Source organism: Pantoea rwandensis, assembly GCF_000759475.1.
Lineage (GTDB): Bacteria > Pseudomonadota > Gammaproteobacteria > Enterobacterales > Enterobacteriaceae > Pantoea > Pantoea rwandensis_B.
Genome location: NZ_CP009454.1, coordinates 4,257,171 through 4,277,339 on the forward strand (window position 1 = coordinate 4,257,171; position 20,169 = coordinate 4,277,339).

Genomic DNA, 20,169 nt, shown 5'->3' on the forward strand with positions numbered 1-20,169 from the left:
CTCCCCCCGACTCAGGAGCGGAACGAATGGTGGTAGTGGAATTACTGATTGTCCTGCTGGCAATCTGGCTTGGTGCGCGTTTAGGCGGCATTGGGATTGGATTTGCTGGCGGTTTAGGTGTGCTGGTGCTAACGCTGTTCTGCGGCATGAAACCAGGTGCGATTCCTTTTGATGTGATCGAAATTATTATGGCGGTGATTGCCGCGATAGCCGCCATGCAGATTGCGGGCGGGCTCGATTACATGGTCGGCCTGGCGGAACGCCTGCTGCGCCGCCATCCACGTTACGTCACCTTCCTCGCGCCACTCGTCACCTATGTAATGACGCTGCTGGCGGGTACCGGACACACTGCGTTCTCGACGCTCCCCGTCATCGCCGAAGTGGCTAAAGAGCAAGGTGTACGCCCTTCACGCCCACTGTCGATTGCGGTGGTCGCCTCACAAATCGCCATTACCGCTTCACCGCTTTCTGCGGCGGTGGTGTTCTTCGCCTCAATTCTTGAACCGCGCGGCGTCAGCTATCTGGCGCTGCTGGGCGTATCGATCCCTGCCACGATGGCCGCGATATTCTGTGCCGCCGTGATCACCAGCTTTCTCGGTAAAGAGTTAAAGGATGATGAGGTTTACCAGGCGCGACTCGCCAAAGGCGAAGTCACCCTGCGAGGCGAGCGCGTCTATGAGATTAAACCCGGGGCCAAGCGTGCCGTGCTGCTGTTCCTGATCGGCATCGCAGCGGTGGTGCTCTACGCCACGGCCATCAGCGACAGCGTTGGGCTAATCAGCAACCCAGTGCTGCCTCGTAACGAAGCGATTGTGGTGTTTATGCTCACCGTTGCCACACTGATTTGCCTAACCTGCAAAGTCGATACTGGCGAAATCCTCAGCGCCAGTACTTTCAAATCCGGCATGAGTGCCTGTATCTGCGTGATGGGCGTGGCATGGCTGGGCGATACCTTTGTCAAAGCCCACCTGGCGGACATCCAGACTGCAGCTGGCGATATGTTGCAGAGCTACCCGTGGATGCTGGCGTTGATATTGTTCTTCGCTGCTACCCTGCTCTATTCACAGGCAGCGACCACCAAGGCGTTGATGCCTGCGGCACTGATGCTCGGCGTTTCCCCGCTGGCCGCAGTCGCCTCCTTTGCCGCGGTTTCGGCACTGTTCGTGTTGCCGACCTATCCCACCTTATTGGCAGCAGTAGAAATGGATGACACCGGTTCGACCCGAATCGGCAAGTTTGTGTTTAATCACTCCTTTATCATTCCCGGCGTGTTGGCGATTGCCTTCTCGGTGGCGTTTGGCTTCCTGTTTGGGAGCCTGATTCTGTAGCGCCGTTACATCCTGAAAACCTCGTGGCGAGGCGGCCGTGCTATCATCGCGGCTCATTCGCCACCGGAGCTGATTACATCCTCATGGCTGCACGACTTTCTCGCCTGATGGGCCTTTGCCTCGCATTGCTGTTTTGCTTTTCAGCACAGGCCAATATCTTCTCACCTCACAATAACAGCCGCTTTGTGCCGGTGGATCAGGCATTTGGCTTCGATTTCAGCCAGCAGGGCAACCAACTCACACTGAGCTGGAAGGTGAAGGACGGCTATTACCTTTATCGTCAGCAGATTCATGTGACGCCGCAGAAAGCACAGATGGCACCGCTGGCTCTGCCGTCAGGACAGCCGCATGAGGATGAGTTCTTCGGCAAGAGCGAAATCTATCCGCAGGATTTACAGGTGCCTATCACTCTGCATCAGGCTGAGTCCGGTGCCACGCTCACGGTGACCTATCAGGGCTGTGCGGCCGCCGGTTTCTGCTACCCGCCCGAAACCCGCTCAGTGCCGCTCACTCCGGTTGCCGCCAATCACGATGCACCCGCCGTGAACGCGCAGCCTGCGCAACAGCGTACGCCACTGCCGTTTTCACCGCTGTGGGCGCTGCTGATTGGCATCGGCGTCGCCTTCACGCCGTGCGTATTGCCGATGTATCCGCTGATCTCCAGCATCATTCTCGGTGGCCAGCGTCGCTACTCTGCTGGACGCCTGTTCGCGCTGGCGATGGTCTATGTGCAAGGGATGGCGTTGACCTATACCGTGCTTGGCATGGTGGTGGCCGCTGCAGGGCTGCGTTTCCAGGCTGCACTGCAGCATCCATACGTGTTGATTGGCCTGTCAGTGCTGTTCATGGTGCTGGCGTTGTCGATGTTTGGCCTGTTCTCACTGCAACTGCCTTCCCGTCTGCAAACACGCCTGACGCTGTGGAGCAACCGTCAGCAAGGCGGTTCATTGCCGGGCGTATTTATGATGGGCGCACTGGCGGGATTGATCTGCTCGCCCTGCACCACCGCGCCGCTGAGTGCCATTCTGCTGTATATCGCACAAAGCGGTAACCTGTGGGCCGGTGCGGGCACGCTGTGGCTGTATGCCTTCGGCATGGGCCTGCCGCTGATTGCGGTCACGATGTTTGGCAATAAGTTGCTGCCGAAAAGTGGTCCGTGGATGCAAAGCGTCAAAGAAGGTTTCGGCTTTGTGATTCTGGCGCTGCCGGTCTTTTTGCTGGAGCGAGTCGTTGGCGATGTCTGGGGATTACGTCTGTGGAGCCTGCTCGGCGTGGCCTTATTTGCCTGGGCGTTTAGCCTCAGCCTGCGCGCTAATGGCAAATGGCGCATTCTGCAAATTGTGATGCTGGCGGCAGCACTGGTGGTCGCGCGTCCGTTGCAGGATTGGGCCTTTGGCAGCAGCGTCACTGCGCAATCTGTCGCACATCTGCCGTTTAAAACGGTGGCCAGCAGCGAGCAGCTTGATAGCGCATTGCAGCAAGCACAAGGCCGCATCACCATGGTCGATCTCTACGCTGATTGGTGTGTGGCGTGCAAAGAGTTTGAGAAATATACCTTTAGCGATGAAGCCGTGCGTGCCGATTTAAGTCAGGTACAGTTACTGCAAGCCAATGTCACCGCAAATAATGCACAGGATAACGCCCTGTTGCAGCATTTACAGGTATTAGGCTTGCCGACCATTCTGTTTTTTGACGCGCAAGGCAAAGAAATCCCTGACTCTCGCATCACCGGTTTCTTGAGTGCCGCCGACTTCCGCGCGCATTTGCACAATCTGTCGCGTTAAACGACACTGGTTGCAGGACACTGCCCGTTCGTGCGCGAGCGGGCCCGCACTCCAGAGGAGAGTCACTTGCAACGTGAACAGATTCTTGAGCATGCGCTGAATGTGCTTGAGCAAAGCGGCCTTGCCGCCACCACTTCCCTGCAGCAACTGGCGGGGGAAACCGGATTAGCACCCGAACATCTTGAACGATATTGGCCCGATCGCGATGCCCTGCTGTATGACGCGCTGCGCTATCACGGTCAGCAGATTGACAGCTGGCGCCGCCAGATACAGCTTAATGAACATCTCACGGCCCAACAAAAACTGCTGGCGCGCTATGACGTGTTATCCGAACACGTGAGCAAAGGACGTTTTCCTGGCTGCCTGTTTATCGCCGCCTGCAGTTTCTATCCGCAGCCTGACCAACCCGTGCATCAGCTTGCCGAGCAGCAGAAACGCAGCTCATGGCAGTTCACTCATGAGATTCTGGTGGATTTGGCACTGGATAACCCGACCATGGTGGCCGATCAAATGGAGCTGATTCTTGAAGGTTGTCTGAGCAAACTGTTGGTGAAACGCAACGTGCAGGATGTCGCCACCGCGCGTCGTCTGGCGGAAGATGTACTGAGCATTGCGCTGTGCCGGCAGAATGGGGCATTAACCTGAACAAAAGGCTGCGGCAGAGTCGTCCGTTTAACCCGCGACAACGTACAATCTTGCCATCAATCTTATTGCCAGTTCAGGTGGAGATACTTCGAGCCTCTTCACGGCCAATACGATCGCCGATGCGCACGTTGAGATTTTGCACGACCTGCCTGAAAAGCAAGCAATCAGTCACGATTGCTACGCTTTTTTGACGAAAGCCGTTGACGGCTGAAAGCCATTAAGGTTTAATGCGCCCCGTTGCCCGGATAGCTCAGTCGGTAGAGCAGGGGATTGAAAATCCCCGTGTCCGTGGTTCGATTCCGCGTCCGGGCACCAACAACTTCAGAGCCTGCCTGTTAAGAGATGAGATCCTTAACAGGCATGACAATTTCCCTGACCGTCATCATGCAGCATGAGGCAATTCGTTCTGCATCTGGGGGTTTAGGGATTAAGAATCCGGATGGTGTTCCACCACCATCCGGATTTCTCACATCCCAACAATTTCAGTTACAGGTATTTACCTTTTCAGCGCGGCTCTGTCAACGATCTGTAAAGGAAAACTGCCTTTTTTTCCCTTTTTCATATCAATCCCTTATGAATTTGCCTTAAGATTACTCCTAAGCAGCATACGCTGATTCAAGGTTCCTTCTGAGGTTATCCATATTCGCTTCAACGTATTCCAGTGTCACGGCTACGCTGGAGTGTCCAAGCAGCATCTGTACGTCATTCAGACTCCTTTCCGGGCGTTTCATCAGGTCTGTGGCTATCGTATGTCTGAACCGATGTGGACTGACATCACAATGACACTCTTTTGACAGCCTTCTGAAAAAGGCCCGAAGGGGAGGATGATCCATATTTTTGGCTTTAGTCATTCTTTTTTTATTTTGAGTAAACCGATTGATATTAAACAACTGATCTCCTTTTTTGGCCCCTCTCTGAACGGCCCTGTGATACAGCTGTTCCAGACGTGGTCTGAGTCTGGCCGTTACGGGAACGCGATGTTCACGATGATTTTTCGAGCCTTCGGCACGCAATTCTATTATTCCGAGTTTTAAATCTATGTCACACAGACGTAGATGAAGAAGTTGATTCTGCCGCATCCCGGTGTATTTGAGCGTCTCAATTACAGTCATCCAGAACCATGCAGGTTCAAGAGCATTAGGCCTCGGGTCATTCACGCCCATGTCTTCAAGTTCTATCTTTCTCTCCATGATTAAATCTATTTTTTTCATTTGCTCGCCAGACAGCGTTTTTTTTCGTTTGATATCCGGTTTAACGATAACCTGATTAAATGGGTTATCCGGGATATTAATCATACCATTGCTGATTGCATGATTATAAATTGCTCGCATGTGAGTTACTTTATTATTCCACGTGCGTTTACTTAATCCCTGGTCATTCAGGACATAACGACGCCATTTCAGGACATCAGTCCGGGTAACGCTTTCTGGAAGAATGTATCCCTTGTTAAACTCGATAAAAGTCTTTACAACTTTCCTGTAACTCCATTCTGTAGCCTCACGAAGAAATTTATTAAGGAAGTAATCTTCCAGAATAGCTTCAAATGTCATAGCATCTTTCATAAAGACCCCATTCAGTTCTGTCAATTTATAAAAAAATTATTTTTTAGCTGAAAGCCATACGCTGTCCGGAGGGCAGCACCCTTTTTTGAAGATAATGTCGGCTTTAATCATGTAGCCTGACACTTTCGTAAAACGACCGCTTTTATCCGGCGAATCGTATTGATGGTAATGGAACAGTCCCTTACCATTTCGTGAATGATGTACGCTCAGCGACTCGAAATTTTTCTGAAGCCGGTCCTTATCAGCTGCTTCTTCACCCTTTGCTGACATGTATCGGTAAAAACAGCCTGGAGAAACAAGAAATACAAACTGTGCCAGTACATGTAAAACACTGTCTTTTTCATTAACGCTTATCGTGCCATCCTCAACGCTGTCCCTGAGCCAGTCCAGATAGATTTCTCCGGGGTGGGCTTCGCTGTCGGAGGATTTACCCGCAGACCGCTCGTCTGGTGAGGGTGCCAACCCGGGAGTTGAGGAGTGAACCGCTCTCTCTGCCGGAGACTGGCCATGTGCCATCAGATCCAGCATTGACATGAGGTTTTCAGTAGAGGCATGGTGGTCTGCTCCATCTGACGAAATCTCCACTTCAGGCTCGGCCTCTGTTTCTTCCCTGCTCAGTGCAGATTCCAGCACCAGACTGAGTTCGGGTAGCGGCACAACTGCAGACATTGTCGTTTCTGCGTGCGGAGCACTATAGGAAACAACCGCACTTTCAATTGGTACTGATTCAGCGATTTCTGTACCCTGACTGGACAACGGGATCGCTTCGGTTTCATATAATTTTGGGGGCGTATCATCTGCCCCTGATGAAACCGGTGTTGGTGACAACTCAGAGGACAGTACTCCGGCTGTGGTGAGCCCTGTTGGCATGCCACAGCTGATAATGACATCACTGATGATGCTGTTAAGTATCCCCGATTCCTTTCGCCTTCCTGACAGGTAAAGCAGTAGGCTGTCTGACAGAGCTGGCCAGCGCTGCAGCCACAGCATACCGGTGTCCGGCAGCAGGCTGAGAGCCATATACAAACCATTCATCTCTCCCCCCTTTTTTTGCACAGGGCGAACCCGCCAGGCCACGTCGGGGACACTCATTCCCGGATACCAGACGCGTCCGTTCTTAAGCCCCCCTTCCATTTGCGACAGCCAGTTGAGGTGATGGAAGAGTCCGGCCCAGTACACAGCACAAACCCAGCCAGGGGCCTGCTCTGACTGCTCTTCAGGCGAGGCTCCCGGTGGCAGCATCATACCGCGCACCAGCCTGACGGCACGCGTGGCCACCGTGAGACTCAGGTCGGTAAATCCCCCGGGGCCTGAAAAGGGGCCGTTCCATGCTGCCGGGCAGGCCTGAACGCGGGCAGCCATCTGCTCTAGGGGACTTAGCCACCATGCGTCTGTTACGGGTTTCGAAAGCGGACTGTTTTCTGACAATACTTTGATGAGCTGACGTCGATCCCTTGATGCTAAACAGGCTGCAGCGCTTTGGGCAGGATGCCAGCCCGCCTCTGACGTCTTTATTTGCTCTCTGATATCAGAGTCAGCCTCAGTATCAACACTGTTTTGCTGTCTGTTCCTGCCTGTTAACCAGTTTAGTCCGCGCACCGTTACCTCCTCAGGTTTCAGCCTGATAAAATGACGTTACGCTAAAAGCCCCTGCCGCAATTGCAATGAAAAACCCGGTATTAGCCGGAGCAGAAATCTCACTTGCTAAAAATCTTCATAACCGGTTCACGGTTTTTGACTGTCAACCACTCACCTTATTGTTTTAATGCCCCCCTCTTTCCTTCTATCGTGCAGAGTTTCATTTATGCAGCAGATGATTGTCTTTATCACCCTGACTTCATGGCTGGTCCTCTCCAGTCTGATGAGCTGCAGCTTTACCGGCGGCAGCAGACATGGCGTTTTTGTCACGGTCTGGGCGCTGCTTGCCTGCATACCTTTCATGCTGAAACCACTTGCCCGCGCAGAACGTCAGTTCAGGCCGGCGTTAACGCTTATAAGCCACAGACGCACGCGAGGTTGGGTGCATCTTGCTCCCTGGCAGCCCACCACGAATCTGACGCCGGAGAAGGTCGGCCAGTTCTGGAACAGCGTTAACACCTCTGCCTGTCAGGCGCTGCAGACTCACCAGACCGTCATCATCTCCTCCCATCTCCTGACCGGTATCCGCGCCCGCAGGGTGATGGCTCACCTGGAGAAAAGCGGCTTTGATGTTCGCAGCCGGACATACAGCATTCCCTTTACCCCGGCCAGGAAGGCAGTGATGCAGCTGGAAATCCTTTTCCGACAATGGCGCTGGCGCACGGAATTTCGAAGTGTCTGGCCTGTGCTGGTTCTGAAACGAAAATCTTCTGATGCGCAAAAATAATTTCCACTATCACCGGACTGCGCAGCAGCTCACACTGGCTACATGCGTGTATTCGATCTGAACGATCGATTTAATCCGTTATACAGGTGCCGCACAGCCAGGTAACGTAATCACAGCGGCTACAAATGAGCCTGACATAAGTCAAATCATGACGTTAGCCAGCACCAGGGAACTTATGAAGCGAAATAATATGACAACCATACTCTCCCGTATTGCGCTGGAGCAGGATGAAGAAATGCAGCAGCTGGTCCGACAGTTTGCCGACGGCAAAAAAACAGCGGGCACGCCCATGGCCATCCGCTTTCGTCCTGCCGTGCGGGAGTTCATCTCGCGGGTATCGCAGAGCCTGGGTATTTCCACCGCCGAGCTGGTCAACGTTTTGATGGAGGGGATAATGCTGGAAACGCTCGCCCCACGTCAGGCCACAGTGACGCGGATTTATGAACGTTTCTGGCAGCTGATGGATGCGCACCGGCTTAGCGTTACCGGGGTGGCCACGCTGCTGTCTGGGTTGAACATGGGGCTCAGCGTACTGGAGAGCCGTGAGCGCACGCTGGACTATCTGACGGCGCCAGTAATCCATCAGTTAGCAGAATGGTTCGGCGTGTCTCCTGACTGGCTTAACGGTTCTGAGGAACAGCCTGTCAAACAGGTGACGTTCACCTGCTGGCAGGATGTCGCAGATCGCCTCCTGCCTGAGGTCTGCGCCGGAACCGTACTGCCTGCCATTACGCTTGTTCGCCAGGAAAGTAGTGTTGACCGTATCGGCGGTAAAAATGAAACGCTCGTCTATATTCGTCAGCTGAAACAGATTAACAGAATAACCCTGAGAGTCGTGACCTGCAGTGGCATTATTACGAATGAGATTGTAGCTAATTACAAGACAAACGATTTTCTGACTTTCTGCGAAACGATGAGGGAAATATCCCGGCTGGGAGATATCGAAACGGCATCAGTGCCTGAGCATATATTCACTCAGTTTATTCGCGGAAATGAATTGCCCGTTTCATTGCTATCAACACTCAGAACTTTTGTCGAAGAACAGAAAGACAAGGGTGTTAACTGTCAGTGGGGTAGGAAATAAAAAAATTAACTAACCGGAAAATATCGCTCGTTTGAATAGCTCACAGGCGTGAGGAAAAGATTAACTCTTAACGATACATTGCTGTTTCATCCCTCATTATTAAATGGCGGCAGCAGAATTTTACCCTTATTTATTGGTGCGTCAGTACCAGGGATTAGCTTTATCCAAAAAATACAACCGATGAAAGGAAATAAATGATGAAAGTATCCATGATTACACACGGAATAACACTGGCGCTGTTTGCGACTGCTTTGCCGGCGGCTCAGGCAGCAGGTTCCTGGACCGAGGCGCGTAATGACGCAATGGGCGGTACTGGCGTGGCCTCATCCAACTACACGTCGGCCGCGCTGGCCAACCCGGCGCTGATGACACGCCATGATGCCAGTGACGATTTGGGCATTATCCTTCCGGGCATCGGGGCACAGATCAGCGATCCGGATAACTTGCAGGACGGCCTTGATCGCGTAAAAGACAACTGGAAACGCCTCAGTGACTTTGCTGGCAGTGGTAACAGTGCAGCACAGTCCGCAGCGCTCAAAAAATCTCTGCAGGACGTCTCAGGTGACAGCGGTCACGCCAGCGCTGGCGTGTCGGCCGTGATTGCCATTCCGAACGACACGCTGCCCTTTGCCCTGGTGGTGAAAGGCTGGGGACAGGCAAAGGCCCGTGCAGTAGTGACCGATCACGATCTGAAGTATCTCGATACCGCGCAGACCGGCATTTTCTCGCCCACGCAAGACGATCTGGACCAGCTCACCTCTCGTGCAGAAGGGGTGGCGGCACTGGTCAGTGAATACGGCCTCGCAATGGCCCATCAGTTTACGCTGGCCGGCACACCGGTTTCGGTGGGGATCACGCCAAAATTTCAGCGGGTCGATACCTGGAACTATAACGTGGCCATTAATAACTACAGCACCTCTGACTTTCACAGCGGTGAGTGGAAACGCTCGGAAAGTGGCGCCAACATGGATATCGGTTTAGCCACGCAGCTGACACCTGAATGGACGGTGGGCCTGACCGGACAGAACTTGTTCTCACGGAATGTGAGCACCCGTGAAGTGAATGGTCTCCAAGACACTTTCCAAATTCGCCCGCAGGCCACGGCAGGTACCTCCTGGAGCAATGGCCTCATCACGCTGGCGACAGATGTTGATCTGACACCATCCAGTGACTTTGCCTCCGATGAAAAAGAACAGTATGCCGGTGTAGGTGCCGAACTCAACGCATGGGACTGGGCCCAGGTGCGCGCTGGCTATCGGGCAGACATGCGCAACAGCGACAACAACGTGTTTAGTGCTGGCATCGGCATTTCGCCCTTTAGCGTGGTCCATCTCGACCTGACCGGTATGGCCGGAACCGACCGCACCTATGGTGCGGCGGCTCAGCTTACCTTCACATTCTGATAATTACGGGCTGCTTCATGCAGCCCTTCACTGAAAGGTTAATAAAATGAAAAAAATGTTCTCTGCTGTCTTCTTTACAACTATCCTTATGGCGCTGACAGGCTGTAGCAATAACGCCTTAAACGAATTCGGCCTCGGCAATCTGAATTCGCTCCTCAATTCCCCCAGCCAGCAGCCAGCGACTGAGAACGCAGAATCGACACGTCGTGACTCGGTGACCTGGACCTCAGGAACTTTTTCGGTTCGAGTTGATGTGGTTGCAATGCGACTAAAACAACACTACGGATTTGTGTCGGATACTGATATCGCCGCTGCGCGTAATAGCGGCCAAGGAAATGCTGGCTGGTCAGCGTCAGCCATATCAGAAGGCGCCAGCTGGGAGGCACAGCCGGGCAGCTACTATCGCATGAGCCGGAACTGGGCCGGAAATGACCGCCTGACGCTCGAAGTTCGGGGGAGCAGTAAAGAGAGCTTCATTACAGCAACCTATATATCTTCCAATCCGGAGCATCTAAAGAAAACCTGGACATCACGTCTGTGGAAAAAAATTCCGGACGTCGCTGGCGGTTCTCTAAAATAAATAAGGGGGGCATTTCATGATTGAGTTATAGACTCAACTTGATGCAATCCGCGACCGGATTGCAGATGCGCAGGATATTGCGGCACGCAGGGTACGCTCCGTTAGACGTGCAGAGCGCAATCTTGAAATTGCAGAAGACAACCTTACTGAGTTGCAAAACAAACGTGATAAACTGCTTATTGCTTCATGGGGAGACATACCGAACTGGCAGGTTATTTTTGACATGGTTAATCCATGTATGAATATAAAGAACAATGGGCCGGGGAAAAAGGCCTTCGCACTGCCGGGATGTATAACTGCAATACAAACCAGGGAGCTTTCTCTGTTGGTTTTACCACAAACTCCGAACATGAGTTGCATCAAAATATCCGCATGGTTGAATTCGTCATGCAATATCTACGGGCTGACCGTAATAAAAAAAGTAATGATTGTATATAACGTCCCGACGGATAATTGTTGCTAAGATTTTGTTTTTAATACAGCGACAGGAAAGTGTGGAATTACCACTGACAGCTTTATGTGCCGCAGTAGTATTATCGAATTCTCAACAGCAGAATAAGCGCTGCGTTATCTGCAAAGCATTTCTGATACCGATATCGTCCCTGAGCCAGAATGCCTTCCCGGAACAGAAATATATCCTTCCGGAGGTGAAAAATGACACTTACCGTGCGGCCTGGCGTGATCTTGACCCGCCATCTCCAGATAGGTATTGTATCTTAAGTTAACGATGCCAGCTGCCGTCGGTATTCCCTCGGGGAATGATATCCCAGCACGCTGTACGTATGATTTTCATTGTAATAGCGTCACTAAAATGAATTTTTTTCGCTATCAAAGAAAATCATATTGCCTTCATCGGCTAGTCGATTTTTTAATTCCAACTAAACTCGATAAAATAATCAAAAAAGCCATCGTTATAAATGAAGAAAATAACCCTAATGCAGCAAAACAACCTGCAATAAGTCCAGAGCTCGCTTCTGCAGTATTCGCTAAGGTAGAAAAAGTACCAAAGCTCTTTCCTATATTATCTTGTGCGGAATAAGATTGAATGGCTGAGACTAATGTTATATCAACAAGTGCGCCTATAAAACCAAGCGCTAAGGCTAAAGCTATGACTAATGAAATATTTATTAAAGAGACAACAGGGAGAGAAAGCATTACGACACCGTAGCAGAACCAGAATAGCATTAACTTATAAACACTTGTGTTGTAGACAATTTTCGTATAAAAAATGCCCCCTAAAATAGTACCGCAAGCGCTAGCGGAGAAGATGTAACTAGTAATTATTTCATTCCCTCCATTTTCAAGAACATATGCTGGAATTATAAATCTTAAAATAGATCCTGTAAAAAGTATACATACCGCTGAGCCGAAGATCGCAATAAATAATTCCGCTTTAGAGTGATAAATCTCCTTAAGATATAGGATATTCTCTTTATAAACCCTTGATAAATTAAATTCAACATCACTCGTCGAGCTTTTATATGTAAATTGCATCAGTATAACTATAGAAGTGAAGTATGTCACAGCATTAAATAGCATAACGTACCGCTTATCTGATAAAGATATAATCAATGTGCAAATTAAAGGGCCAATTACAGATGCTGACTCCTCTATTATTTGCATTATTCCATTAACACGAGTCAAATCTTTTTTGAAGAATAGATTTGGAATTGCCGTCTGAAAACTGGGCTGAAAAATGCTCCTGCCGATTGTGGTTAATATTGAGGCTAACATCATTAACTCGACGTTTAAAAAGTCGCAGTAGTAAAAGATGAAGATTAATGATGTTGCAATTAACCTTATTATTTCGCTATAAATAACATTAGATTTTATTTTTCTATTGTCAGCAAGCCAACCACCCAGCGGACCAAAAAAAAGGAAGGGTATAAATCTGAAAAAATACACTATCCCAATCAGCCAGAAGTTATTGTTAGTAATCTCTAACAGAATAAATACAAATGCAACTTCATAGGCATAATCGCCTGTTTTAGAAATGAATAAAGATGATGCCAACAAATTAAAGTTTTTATTTTTTAATAGCGACATTTTTCTCAACCTCAATTACAAATTTTTCAGCACCTAAAGCTGAAAATCCTTCAGATATTGCAGAAATTGATAATTCAAAGTTTTTACTTCTGTCAACTATCAATTGTACAACCTTTGATGCTATAGACATTGCAACGCCCATCCCAATACATAAATGTACTCCTGCCCCGAATGACAGTGGCCTTTTTTTTCTTCCATGAATGAAGGAAAATGGAGATTCAAAAACGTTAGGATCAAAATTAGCCAATCCAGTCATAAACAATACTTTATCACCTTTTTTAAAGCTAACTCCCTGATATTCGAAGTCCTGATTAAATACACGACCTACAGATAAAACTGGCGGATGAAGACGGGAAACCTCTGTTATGAGGGCGTTGATTGAACAGGGAAATGGAAGCAAATTAAAATTTTTTATATCGAATAACGCGGCAACAATCAATTGCATTGTGGTTTGATGAGCTGCAACGAAAGCTATTGTTAAATCAATAGAGTCAATATCATAAGATTCTTTGCTAATATTAACATTAGAGTCTTGGGATATTTCATAATAAATCTTTAGAAAAGACTCCATTATATCCACAAAGTGATCACGCCCTTGCACCTTACCATCAAATAGATTTCCAACATTTTCAGCGTGGCGAGATATGTTTCCTGAAAAACTAATCCCAGTTAGCAACTCCGCCAGCCTATTATTTAATGCTCCTAAATGCTGCTCGGTAATTACTTTATCTTGAATAAATAACGACAATTCTTCAAAATTGATGCTCTTATAGTTTTCATGAATTATATTAATAACGTTGCTTTTACTGTGATCCCTAAAAATCAGTGACTTAGTAAGCAAAAATTGTGCTTTTTCAACAGTGTATTTCTGGCTATCATCAAATAAATCCAAGGGAACTTGCATCCTGTTCTTCGTCAGAACGCTACTGTTCAATAACTCCACACAGCTATTGTAACCATAGAAAATCCAACTTTTTTTCTCTTCGTCAAATACATACCCCCTAGAAAGAATATCTCTTGAATTCAGTTCAAAATATCTTTTCTTAAACTCGTCTATTAAGTTTTTAGAGACATTAGACATACATTAGCTCTTTTTTTGCGATGAATTTACCTGGTGTATTCAATTGTTCGGTTATAAATCTTTTCATGGCCACCTGATCAGCTTCGGGCATAAGCCAATACATGATATTTGTATACCAATACCATCCCAACTTAGTGAGATAAAAACTTCCGCCGGTATCAATAATTAATTTATTCTGGATGAGGATCTCGATTTTTTCTTGCAAAGCGAACGGTATCTGGTTCATCTTCACTTTATCTTTGCTGATAACCCCATGATACGGAAGGCGTAAAATTATTGGTTTCATCTCATCCAAAATTGGTGGATGCTTGCTGATAGTCGCCATAACCTCTCCCTTCTCAAGAGAAGTCAGGTATTTGTTCCTGCTGGATGTATTGGTTATAACATGTTCTCTTATAGAGCTGACGGCATTGACTCCAAAACCATGTAGGTCATGATCTGAATATCCATAAACATGCTCATGATAAATAAAACTGTATTCGTCAGTTACAACTTCATTGGTGACATTTTTGCATCTAAAATAGCCATGCCCATTATGAGGCATAAATCCCTTACTTCTCATGTATGCATCCACTAACATATTCATAGTGAATTTTCTAGTAGCCGTTGTTAGCGGCAATTCCCTGTTTTGAATTGCCTTATGCAACTTGGCCTGAGTCATAACGTTATCTATTGGATATATGTCAATATTAGTCGTCCCTAAATCAATAGCCTTTTCCAAGTCCCTAATTATATCCTCCTCATCTTGACCATTCATGCCATATAAAATATCAAATAGTACATTATTGAAATTTTTGTTTAAAATTTCTGAGGCAAATTCGATCTGCTCAAATGTTGATGTTAAATTAAATAATTTCCGCCACTCTGGATTGAATGTCTGAAGACCAAAACGAGGATGGGTAACCCCCATTTCTTTTAATGCGTTAACTTTCTCTTCTGTTAGGCTCTTAATTTCTATTTCAAAAGAAAACTCACATCCCTCTGAAAGGTTAAAATGTTTTTTTATAGTTTCACCTATGCGAAAAATATTTTCCGGGGATAGTAATGATGGGGTGCCACCTCCAAAAAATATTGACCTTACAGGAATCGCTTTGTAATCGTTGAAATTTGATTTTATTTCTAATTCTTTGATTAACATTTCGGTGTATTTATCAACCAACTCAGCGTCTTTGTAAGCTCCTCTTGTGAAAGGACAGAATGTACATATAGTTTCGCAGAAGGGTATATGAAAATATAAAGCTCGAGACTTTATATTCTTATTGCTGTTGGAAAGAACATCTTCCAGGCTCAAGTTTGCTATGCTTTTCCCTTGATTTGGGAAGAAGAAATTATATACAGGAAATTGATAATCAAACTTAAATAGGCCATTGTCTTTAATGTTCATAATAAATCCTTAATTGAAAGTTTCTATATTCACACCTTTCTCTATATTGTATTTAGAAACGCTACCCCCCCTTTCAAGATAGCGAACTAGCAGCCTTTTGCTTTCACCTAATTCTTTCTCAATTTCTTTGATTGCTAACAAACAGTCTTTACCACATGTATATAGATCAATACTTATATAATTATTTTCAGGGTATGTATGAAAGGAAAGATGCGATTCACTCAAGAGATACACACCCGTAACTCCTTCACCTCCTGAATCAAACTTGTGAAATATTGAACCAAGAATAGTAAATTCTGTTCGATTCAATATTCCCGTGAAAATTGATTTTAATGAATTCTCGCTTCTCAGTAATTCTGAGTTTTCGAGGACTATATCAAGTACGTAGTGATGACCTGTATCATCCATACAATCACCTTTATGTATTACCAAAGGCAAGGGCAGAGACCTGCCCTTGCCTTTTTTTACCAAGCTACGCCGTTAAAGTCATAGTTTTCAGTTGAAGATTCAGTTACGAACAGTTCGATTGCACTTTCCATAATAAACCTCTCATATTGGGTAAAATTTAAGTTTATGCAGCAGTCAATATCATTAACAACTGCACGGGTAATTATATAAACCAAAATAATGGTTAAGTGATCATACGATTTTCCAATGCGTGATAAATGTCACATAAAATTAAACTATAAAATAGCAAGAAAATAATTTACATGTTTATTATTTAAATCGAAATCAAACGCACGCACCTTGCAAGCCCCTGAAATATATATAGTATAAAGTCAATGTCTTCCTTTTTAGTTTCAATCAATAACCTCTCCTAATTCCAAGGGAGGTTTTAAATAACATCACTGTTAAGATTGACAAACCTTTGACAGGGCTAAAATTTTCCCATTGCAAACGAAAACATAAGTCATGCAACTGTATGATTCGGTTTTATGGATGATCGTAAGCAAGATTTATCTGGGCTTTGATATTTATGTATCAACAGTTGTTGAAATCCTAAAAAAGTTTTAAAGATTATCAAGGGCCGTCTGTTTAATGAGTTCGAGTACGTTATTCGGGGGTGATGACTTGTGTCTTCTTACCCCCTTGGTGAAGAGAATACGCCACCCTTGAGGAAACATTGTTATCTAAAAGCTGATAAATACACGGCCAAAGCTTTCTCTGTGGTCGCTCAGTAAGGCCGGATAAATCGGTTCAGAAAGTGCTACCGTCAAGCTAGCGTGAAACCAATTAAAAATAGAACGTTTTTAAAATGACTAAAAAACGCTCCCGGGGGAGCGTCTGGTTTACAATGATTTTAGGCAACCTCAGTTAAAGCAGTACGCAGTCGATGTGACCAGTTTCCCTGGAAGTGTGCAGGCGTAAGTAATACTCGCCGGCGCTCATCATTCAGTGAATTACCGATCACCACCTCACCGGCCACACCACACAGCGAAAGTTGTATATACGCCATACCGGCTGCCAGCGGATCGATGTCGGTGGCCGAAACCCATAAACAACGATGAGGAGAGTAGCCTGCCTCACGTAAAACACTGGCAAATGCCAGCGTCATACAGCCGGCGCCACAGGCTGGTTCGGAAAGCGTAATAAACGCCTTGTCTCTGAAATTTTCTTCGACGTTGCCAAGCTGTATTCTGGCCATCATTATCGCAACGCTCCAGGGGGTAAAAAACTGAGCGCGGTACTTATCGCCCATCTCAAGCTGCATAAAGACCCGCCCCAGAAAATCACCCGGCTCCTCCTCAAGCCCGTTTAGCACATGGGCCAGCAGATGCGCCATGTTCTCCACGTCGGGCTTTTCATACCGTGACACGATGCGCAGATACTTCTGCTCGCGCTTTTCGCAGAACTGAAGGCGATTTTCCAGTGCAATGACACTGCAGCTGATGAAATCTTCAAACACCTGGTGCCGGCGGTGGTAACGGGCCGTCTGGCTGAAGAGAGAAAGAAAGGCTTTTTCGTGGTTTATGACTTGTTTCATGCGTGCTTCCTCGTGCAGAGGGAACACGCACCCGGAGGGAAACGGTGTTCCCTTCAGGGTGAAAAAAAGCCACAGCTCTCGCTGTGGCCGGTCAGTGAAGCCGGATAAACCGGTTCAGGTTGGTGTTATGCACGGATACTGCCGTAATGTGCTGCGCCGGACGCAGGCACTGCAGCCGTTTCTGGCGTCACCAGATACATACGGGCCCCATCACTGGCTGCTGACTGGCGCAGTTCCTCTGCCGGGTAAGGACCGCTGTCAACGTGGTCGCCCCGGTCAAAGCAGTTGTAGCCTGATGTCCCGGCTTCCGGTGAAATCCAGTAGTGCCGGATTTCACAGTCAAACAGCTGCGACATCTCGCCCATCACCTCGCCTGAAGGCGGATACCAGGGAGATGTAAAGCTCAGAGTCAGTGAGCTGACTTCATCCCGATTCCAGATGGCCTGATGGCCAGCCGGAAACGCCATGCCATACAGCTGCAGATAAAGTTCTGATGTCGTGCAAAGTCCGGTGAACAAACCACTTTCGCCGTTGAGCTCAGTGGCCAGACGTGACGGCATCACCATCAGCATGTCGCAGGGGCAGGTTGCCTCCGGCATGATGCTGAGCCATTCCCAGCGCTCCTGCGGGTCGAAGTGACCGCCGGCGCCGGCAACGCCAAACCAGTCGGCATAGTGCACGGCCATCAGCTGCGCCATTATCTGCCGCGCTGAAAGAGGAACAGCTTCCCACTTCAGCGCATCGATGCCGGACTGCAGCCAGATTTTTTCCATGCGGGAAACCGTTTTAGTGTCGATCCATGCATCCTGCTCCAGCAGCTCAATGAAGTGCTGGAAAGCCTGGTTGGGTGAGGTCTGCGCACCCGCGCCATATGCGGTAAGCATTGGGTAAGGTGTGTATTCCACCGCCCTGACGGGCTTCAGTATGCCGGCACAGCCGGCCAGAAACAGCTTTGTAGCCTGCCGTATGGCCTGCCGGTAAAGCGGTTTTTCCGTGCCGGCAATCCAGGGCTGCATCACATCGAGGCAGACCGATTTGGCGGTGATTTCCAGACGGTTATGGCACCATGAAAACATTGTGAAACTCCTCTTGTCGGTTAAAACGAAAAGAGGGCATCCCCCTGAGGAAGATGCCCTCAGGGGGATGATGGCGGCCGCAGCCGCCGGTTCAGTTATGCCGCCTGTTCTGTATTCCGGTTCAGGGGCTCAAGTAAGTATTCCGAGGCTTCCCGGGCGAAACGACAGGCCCGGAAAATTGCTCGTTTGTCTTCACGCAGCGCTCTCAGCCAGCCGGCGAGGTAGCTTTCGTGCTGCACGTCGCCGGTAATACCCAGTTGCGCGCAGAGAAAAGCACTGCCGGTTTCCGCTATCAGCTCTTCGAAGGCGTACACCGGGTCACCAAACTGCCGTGATGAAGAGGTGATCCCTTCCCGGTTGAGTCGGCTCCCGTGGCCAGTGGCATGCACCAGCTCGTGCAGCAGCGTGGACCAGTAATCCGCCTCCGTAAGGAACTGCGGCGCCGTCGGCATCACGATGCGGTCTGCGCCCGGGCGATAATACGCCCGGTCCTGCCGGCGATGGTCACACCCGACGCAGGTTGCGCTGAGTATCTGTTGCACCTGCTTTAGCTGAACTGCGCTGAGATAAGAGTGCTGCCCGGTCGGTGCAGTATGAGCAACCGTTCCGGTAACAGATTCAGGTAACCCTTCGCACTGATGAACACTGAACAGCTGCAGTTGTTTGATCATGGCCAGTTGCTCCATGACAGGTTCACCGTCCCTAAACAGCAGGTTATCGCTACTGTCCCGGGCCTGTTTCTCAAACGGTTTGTAAATGATGGCCAGCGCGCTGGTTTCGCCCTTTCTTACGTATCCGCCGGCGTCTTTCGCCTGCCGGAAGGTAATCCAGCGGTCGGAGGCGTAACCGTGCTCTTCAGCAGCCATCCACAACAGCGGAACATTGATACCACTGTAGGCACGGCCGGTGACGGCATTCACCGGCAAACTGCTGCCGTGCACGCCTTCAGCCGAACGCCATGGCCGCCGCCAGGGGGGCACGCCGTTCTCCAGCGCAACAATAATTTTGTCTGTGACCTGCTGGTACAGGTCGGGAGTGTTAAGTTCTGCCGCTTTACGCCGGCCAGAAGTCGTTTTCATCAGATGCTGCCTTTTAGTAAGGGGCGCATCCTGTCCAGTGGCGGACAATGCGCCACCAGTGAGTGGAAAATCAGTTATCAGGAGTAGCGTAAGGAGCCGTCTGACATAACGGTACGGATGCGATCAGTTACGCTTGCGACTGCACGATTAAACATCTCCCGATCTGCGGGTTTGGCCCGTTTTGAGTCCAGGCGTATTACCTGATCCAGAACACGCAGTGCCTGTGAACGCCAGCTCAGACGTTCAGCATTACCCACGCAGGCATGAAAGTGGCGCAACGACTGGTCATAAAGCCACTGCACACTATCCCGGTATTGCCCCACCGGCACATACATCTTCAACGGAGGTTGCGTTTCTTTTTGAAGAGTCAGCGCATTACTCAGGTCACTGATAACGGGGGTTATCAGCAGGTCACAATGTTTACTCAGCACCGCATCGAACATGCTCTGTGCCAAGAAAGTTTTGAAAGAGAATTCTTTATCTGGGATCAGCCCGTCGGCGACATCTGACCAACCAGAATCTTTTGACGGATTACAGCCTTCAGCCCAAGCTTTCATCCACTCGCCGGGGCGTCGGTCATCGGGTATGCGGATATAAATCCCCAGGTTCTTTTCGAGTATCAGCGGGCGCTGCATACCCAGATTTTGAGTGAGCAGCGGACGAAGTTCAGTTGATGTAAAACGGATCATGTTCCCTCCAGTTAAGATGAGGAGGAAACCTCCCCGGGAGGGAAGGTCCCTCCGGGAAGTGTCAGTCAGTGAAGAACGA

17 protein-coding genes and 1 tRNA gene are annotated in these 20,169 nt (G+C 48.7%); 8 read left to right on the forward strand and 10 right to left on the reverse strand.

Annotation, left to right across the window (positions count from 1 at the left end; all coding sequences use genetic code 11):
- The first annotated feature begins 26 nt into the window (after positions 1-26).
- The 4 genes from LH22_RS19540 (at position 27) to LH22_RS19555 (ending at position 4,072) form a co-directional block, all read left to right on the forward strand.
- Positions 27-1,328 carry an anaerobic C4-dicarboxylate transporter gene (locus LH22_RS19540; RefSeq protein ID WP_038649549.1) on the forward strand — a complete coding sequence of 434 codons (1,302 nt, stop codon included), beginning with the start codon at positions 27-29 and terminating at the stop codon, positions 1,326-1,328.
- An 83-nt stretch (positions 1,329-1,411) separates the two neighbouring features.
- On the forward strand, positions 1,412-3,112 hold the full coding sequence (locus LH22_RS19545) for a protein-disulfide reductase DsbD (protein WP_038649552.1): 1,701 nt from the start codon (positions 1,412-1,414) through the stop codon (positions 3,110-3,112).
- 66 nt (positions 3,113-3,178) lie between these two features.
- Positions 3,179-3,757 carry a division control transcriptional repressor DicD gene (dicD, locus tag LH22_RS19550; protein WP_038649555.1) on the forward strand — a complete coding sequence of 193 codons (579 nt, stop codon included), beginning with the start codon at positions 3,179-3,181 and terminating at the stop codon, positions 3,755-3,757.
- A gap of 239 nt (positions 3,758-3,996) precedes the next feature.
- Positions 3,997-4,072 (forward strand) — tRNA-Phe (locus LH22_RS19555).
- Between the two features lie 281 nt (positions 4,073-4,353).
- Here LH22_RS19555 and LH22_RS19560 read toward each other — a convergent pair.
- Positions 4,354-5,319 carry a tyrosine-type recombinase/integrase gene (locus LH22_RS19560; RefSeq protein ID WP_038649558.1) on the reverse strand — a complete coding sequence of 322 codons (966 nt, stop codon included), beginning with the start codon at positions 5,317-5,319 and terminating at the stop codon, positions 4,354-4,356.
- Positions 5,320-5,355: 36 nt separating this feature from the next.
- Entirely contained in the window at positions 5,356-6,918 is a 1,563-nt protein-coding gene (locus LH22_RS19565; protein ID WP_038649560.1) for a TraI domain-containing protein, read from the reverse strand.
- A gap of 205 nt (positions 6,919-7,123) precedes the next feature.
- Here LH22_RS19565 and LH22_RS19570 point away from each other — a divergent pair, with 205 nt between their 5' ends.
- From LH22_RS19570 to LH22_RS19585, 4 genes are all read left to right on the forward strand, one after another.
- Positions 7,124-7,684, forward strand: a complete 561-nt coding sequence (locus LH22_RS19570; protein WP_038649563.1) for a hypothetical protein — start codon at positions 7,124-7,126, stop codon at positions 7,682-7,684.
- A 175-nt stretch (positions 7,685-7,859) separates the two neighbouring features.
- Positions 7,860-8,768 carry a conjugal transfer protein TraE gene (locus LH22_RS19575; protein WP_156102808.1) on the forward strand — a complete coding sequence of 303 codons (909 nt, stop codon included), beginning with the start codon at positions 7,860-7,862 and terminating at the stop codon, positions 8,766-8,768.
- A gap of 194 nt (positions 8,769-8,962) precedes the next feature.
- Positions 8,963-10,171: a conjugal transfer protein TraF gene (locus LH22_RS19580; protein ID WP_038649566.1), complete on the forward strand. Its 1,209-nt coding sequence runs from the start codon at positions 8,963-8,965 to the stop codon at positions 10,169-10,171.
- A gap of 46 nt (positions 10,172-10,217) precedes the next feature.
- Positions 10,218-10,751, forward strand: coding sequence for a hypothetical protein (locus LH22_RS19585; RefSeq protein WP_038649569.1), 534 nt, complete (start codon positions 10,218-10,220; stop codon positions 10,749-10,751).
- An 849-nt stretch (positions 10,752-11,600) separates the two neighbouring features.
- Here the strand turns inward: LH22_RS19585 and LH22_RS19590 are convergent.
- The 8 genes from LH22_RS19590 to LH22_RS19625 form a co-directional block, all read right to left on the reverse strand.
- Positions 11,601-12,797, reverse strand: coding sequence for an MFS transporter (locus tag LH22_RS19590; RefSeq protein WP_038649572.1), 1,197 nt, complete (start codon positions 12,795-12,797; stop codon positions 11,601-11,603).
- The gene (locus tag LH22_RS20475; protein WP_052059461.1) at positions 12,778-13,878 is read right to left on the reverse strand and encodes a cytochrome P450; all 1,101 of its coding nucleotides are present in this window, start codon (positions 13,876-13,878) and stop codon (positions 12,778-12,780) included. Before LH22_RS20475 ends, LH22_RS19590 begins: the two co-directional genes overlap by 20 nt.
- Positions 13,871-15,262, reverse strand: coding sequence for a coproporphyrinogen-III oxidase family protein (locus LH22_RS19600; protein WP_038649575.1), 1,392 nt, complete (start codon positions 15,260-15,262; stop codon positions 13,871-13,873). The genes LH22_RS20475 and LH22_RS19600 overlap by 8 nt, the downstream gene beginning before the upstream one ends.
- 9 nt (positions 15,263-15,271) lie before the next feature.
- Positions 15,272-15,670 (reverse strand): adenosylmethionine decarboxylase, encoded by a 399-nt coding sequence (gene speD / locus LH22_RS19605; RefSeq protein ID WP_038649578.1) that lies wholly within the window; start codon positions 15,668-15,670, stop codon positions 15,272-15,274.
- Between the two features lie 892 nt (positions 15,671-16,562).
- Entirely contained in the window at positions 16,563-17,246 is a 684-nt protein-coding gene (locus LH22_RS19610) for a hypothetical protein (RefSeq protein WP_038649580.1), read from the reverse strand.
- A 125-nt stretch (positions 17,247-17,371) separates the two neighbouring features.
- The gene (locus tag LH22_RS19615; RefSeq protein ID WP_038649583.1) at positions 17,372-18,322 is read right to left on the reverse strand and encodes a DUF1281 domain-containing protein; all 951 of its coding nucleotides are present in this window, start codon (positions 18,320-18,322) and stop codon (positions 17,372-17,374) included.
- A gap of 95 nt (positions 18,323-18,417) precedes the next feature.
- On the reverse strand, positions 18,418-19,401 hold the full coding sequence (locus tag LH22_RS19620) for an ArdC family protein (protein WP_038649586.1): 984 nt from the start codon (positions 19,399-19,401) through the stop codon (positions 18,418-18,420).
- 77 nt (positions 19,402-19,478) lie between these two features.
- Positions 19,479-20,090: a hypothetical protein gene (locus LH22_RS19625; protein WP_038649589.1), complete on the reverse strand. Its 612-nt coding sequence runs from the start codon at positions 20,088-20,090 to the stop codon at positions 19,479-19,481.
- Positions 20,091-20,169 lie beyond the last annotated feature (79 nt).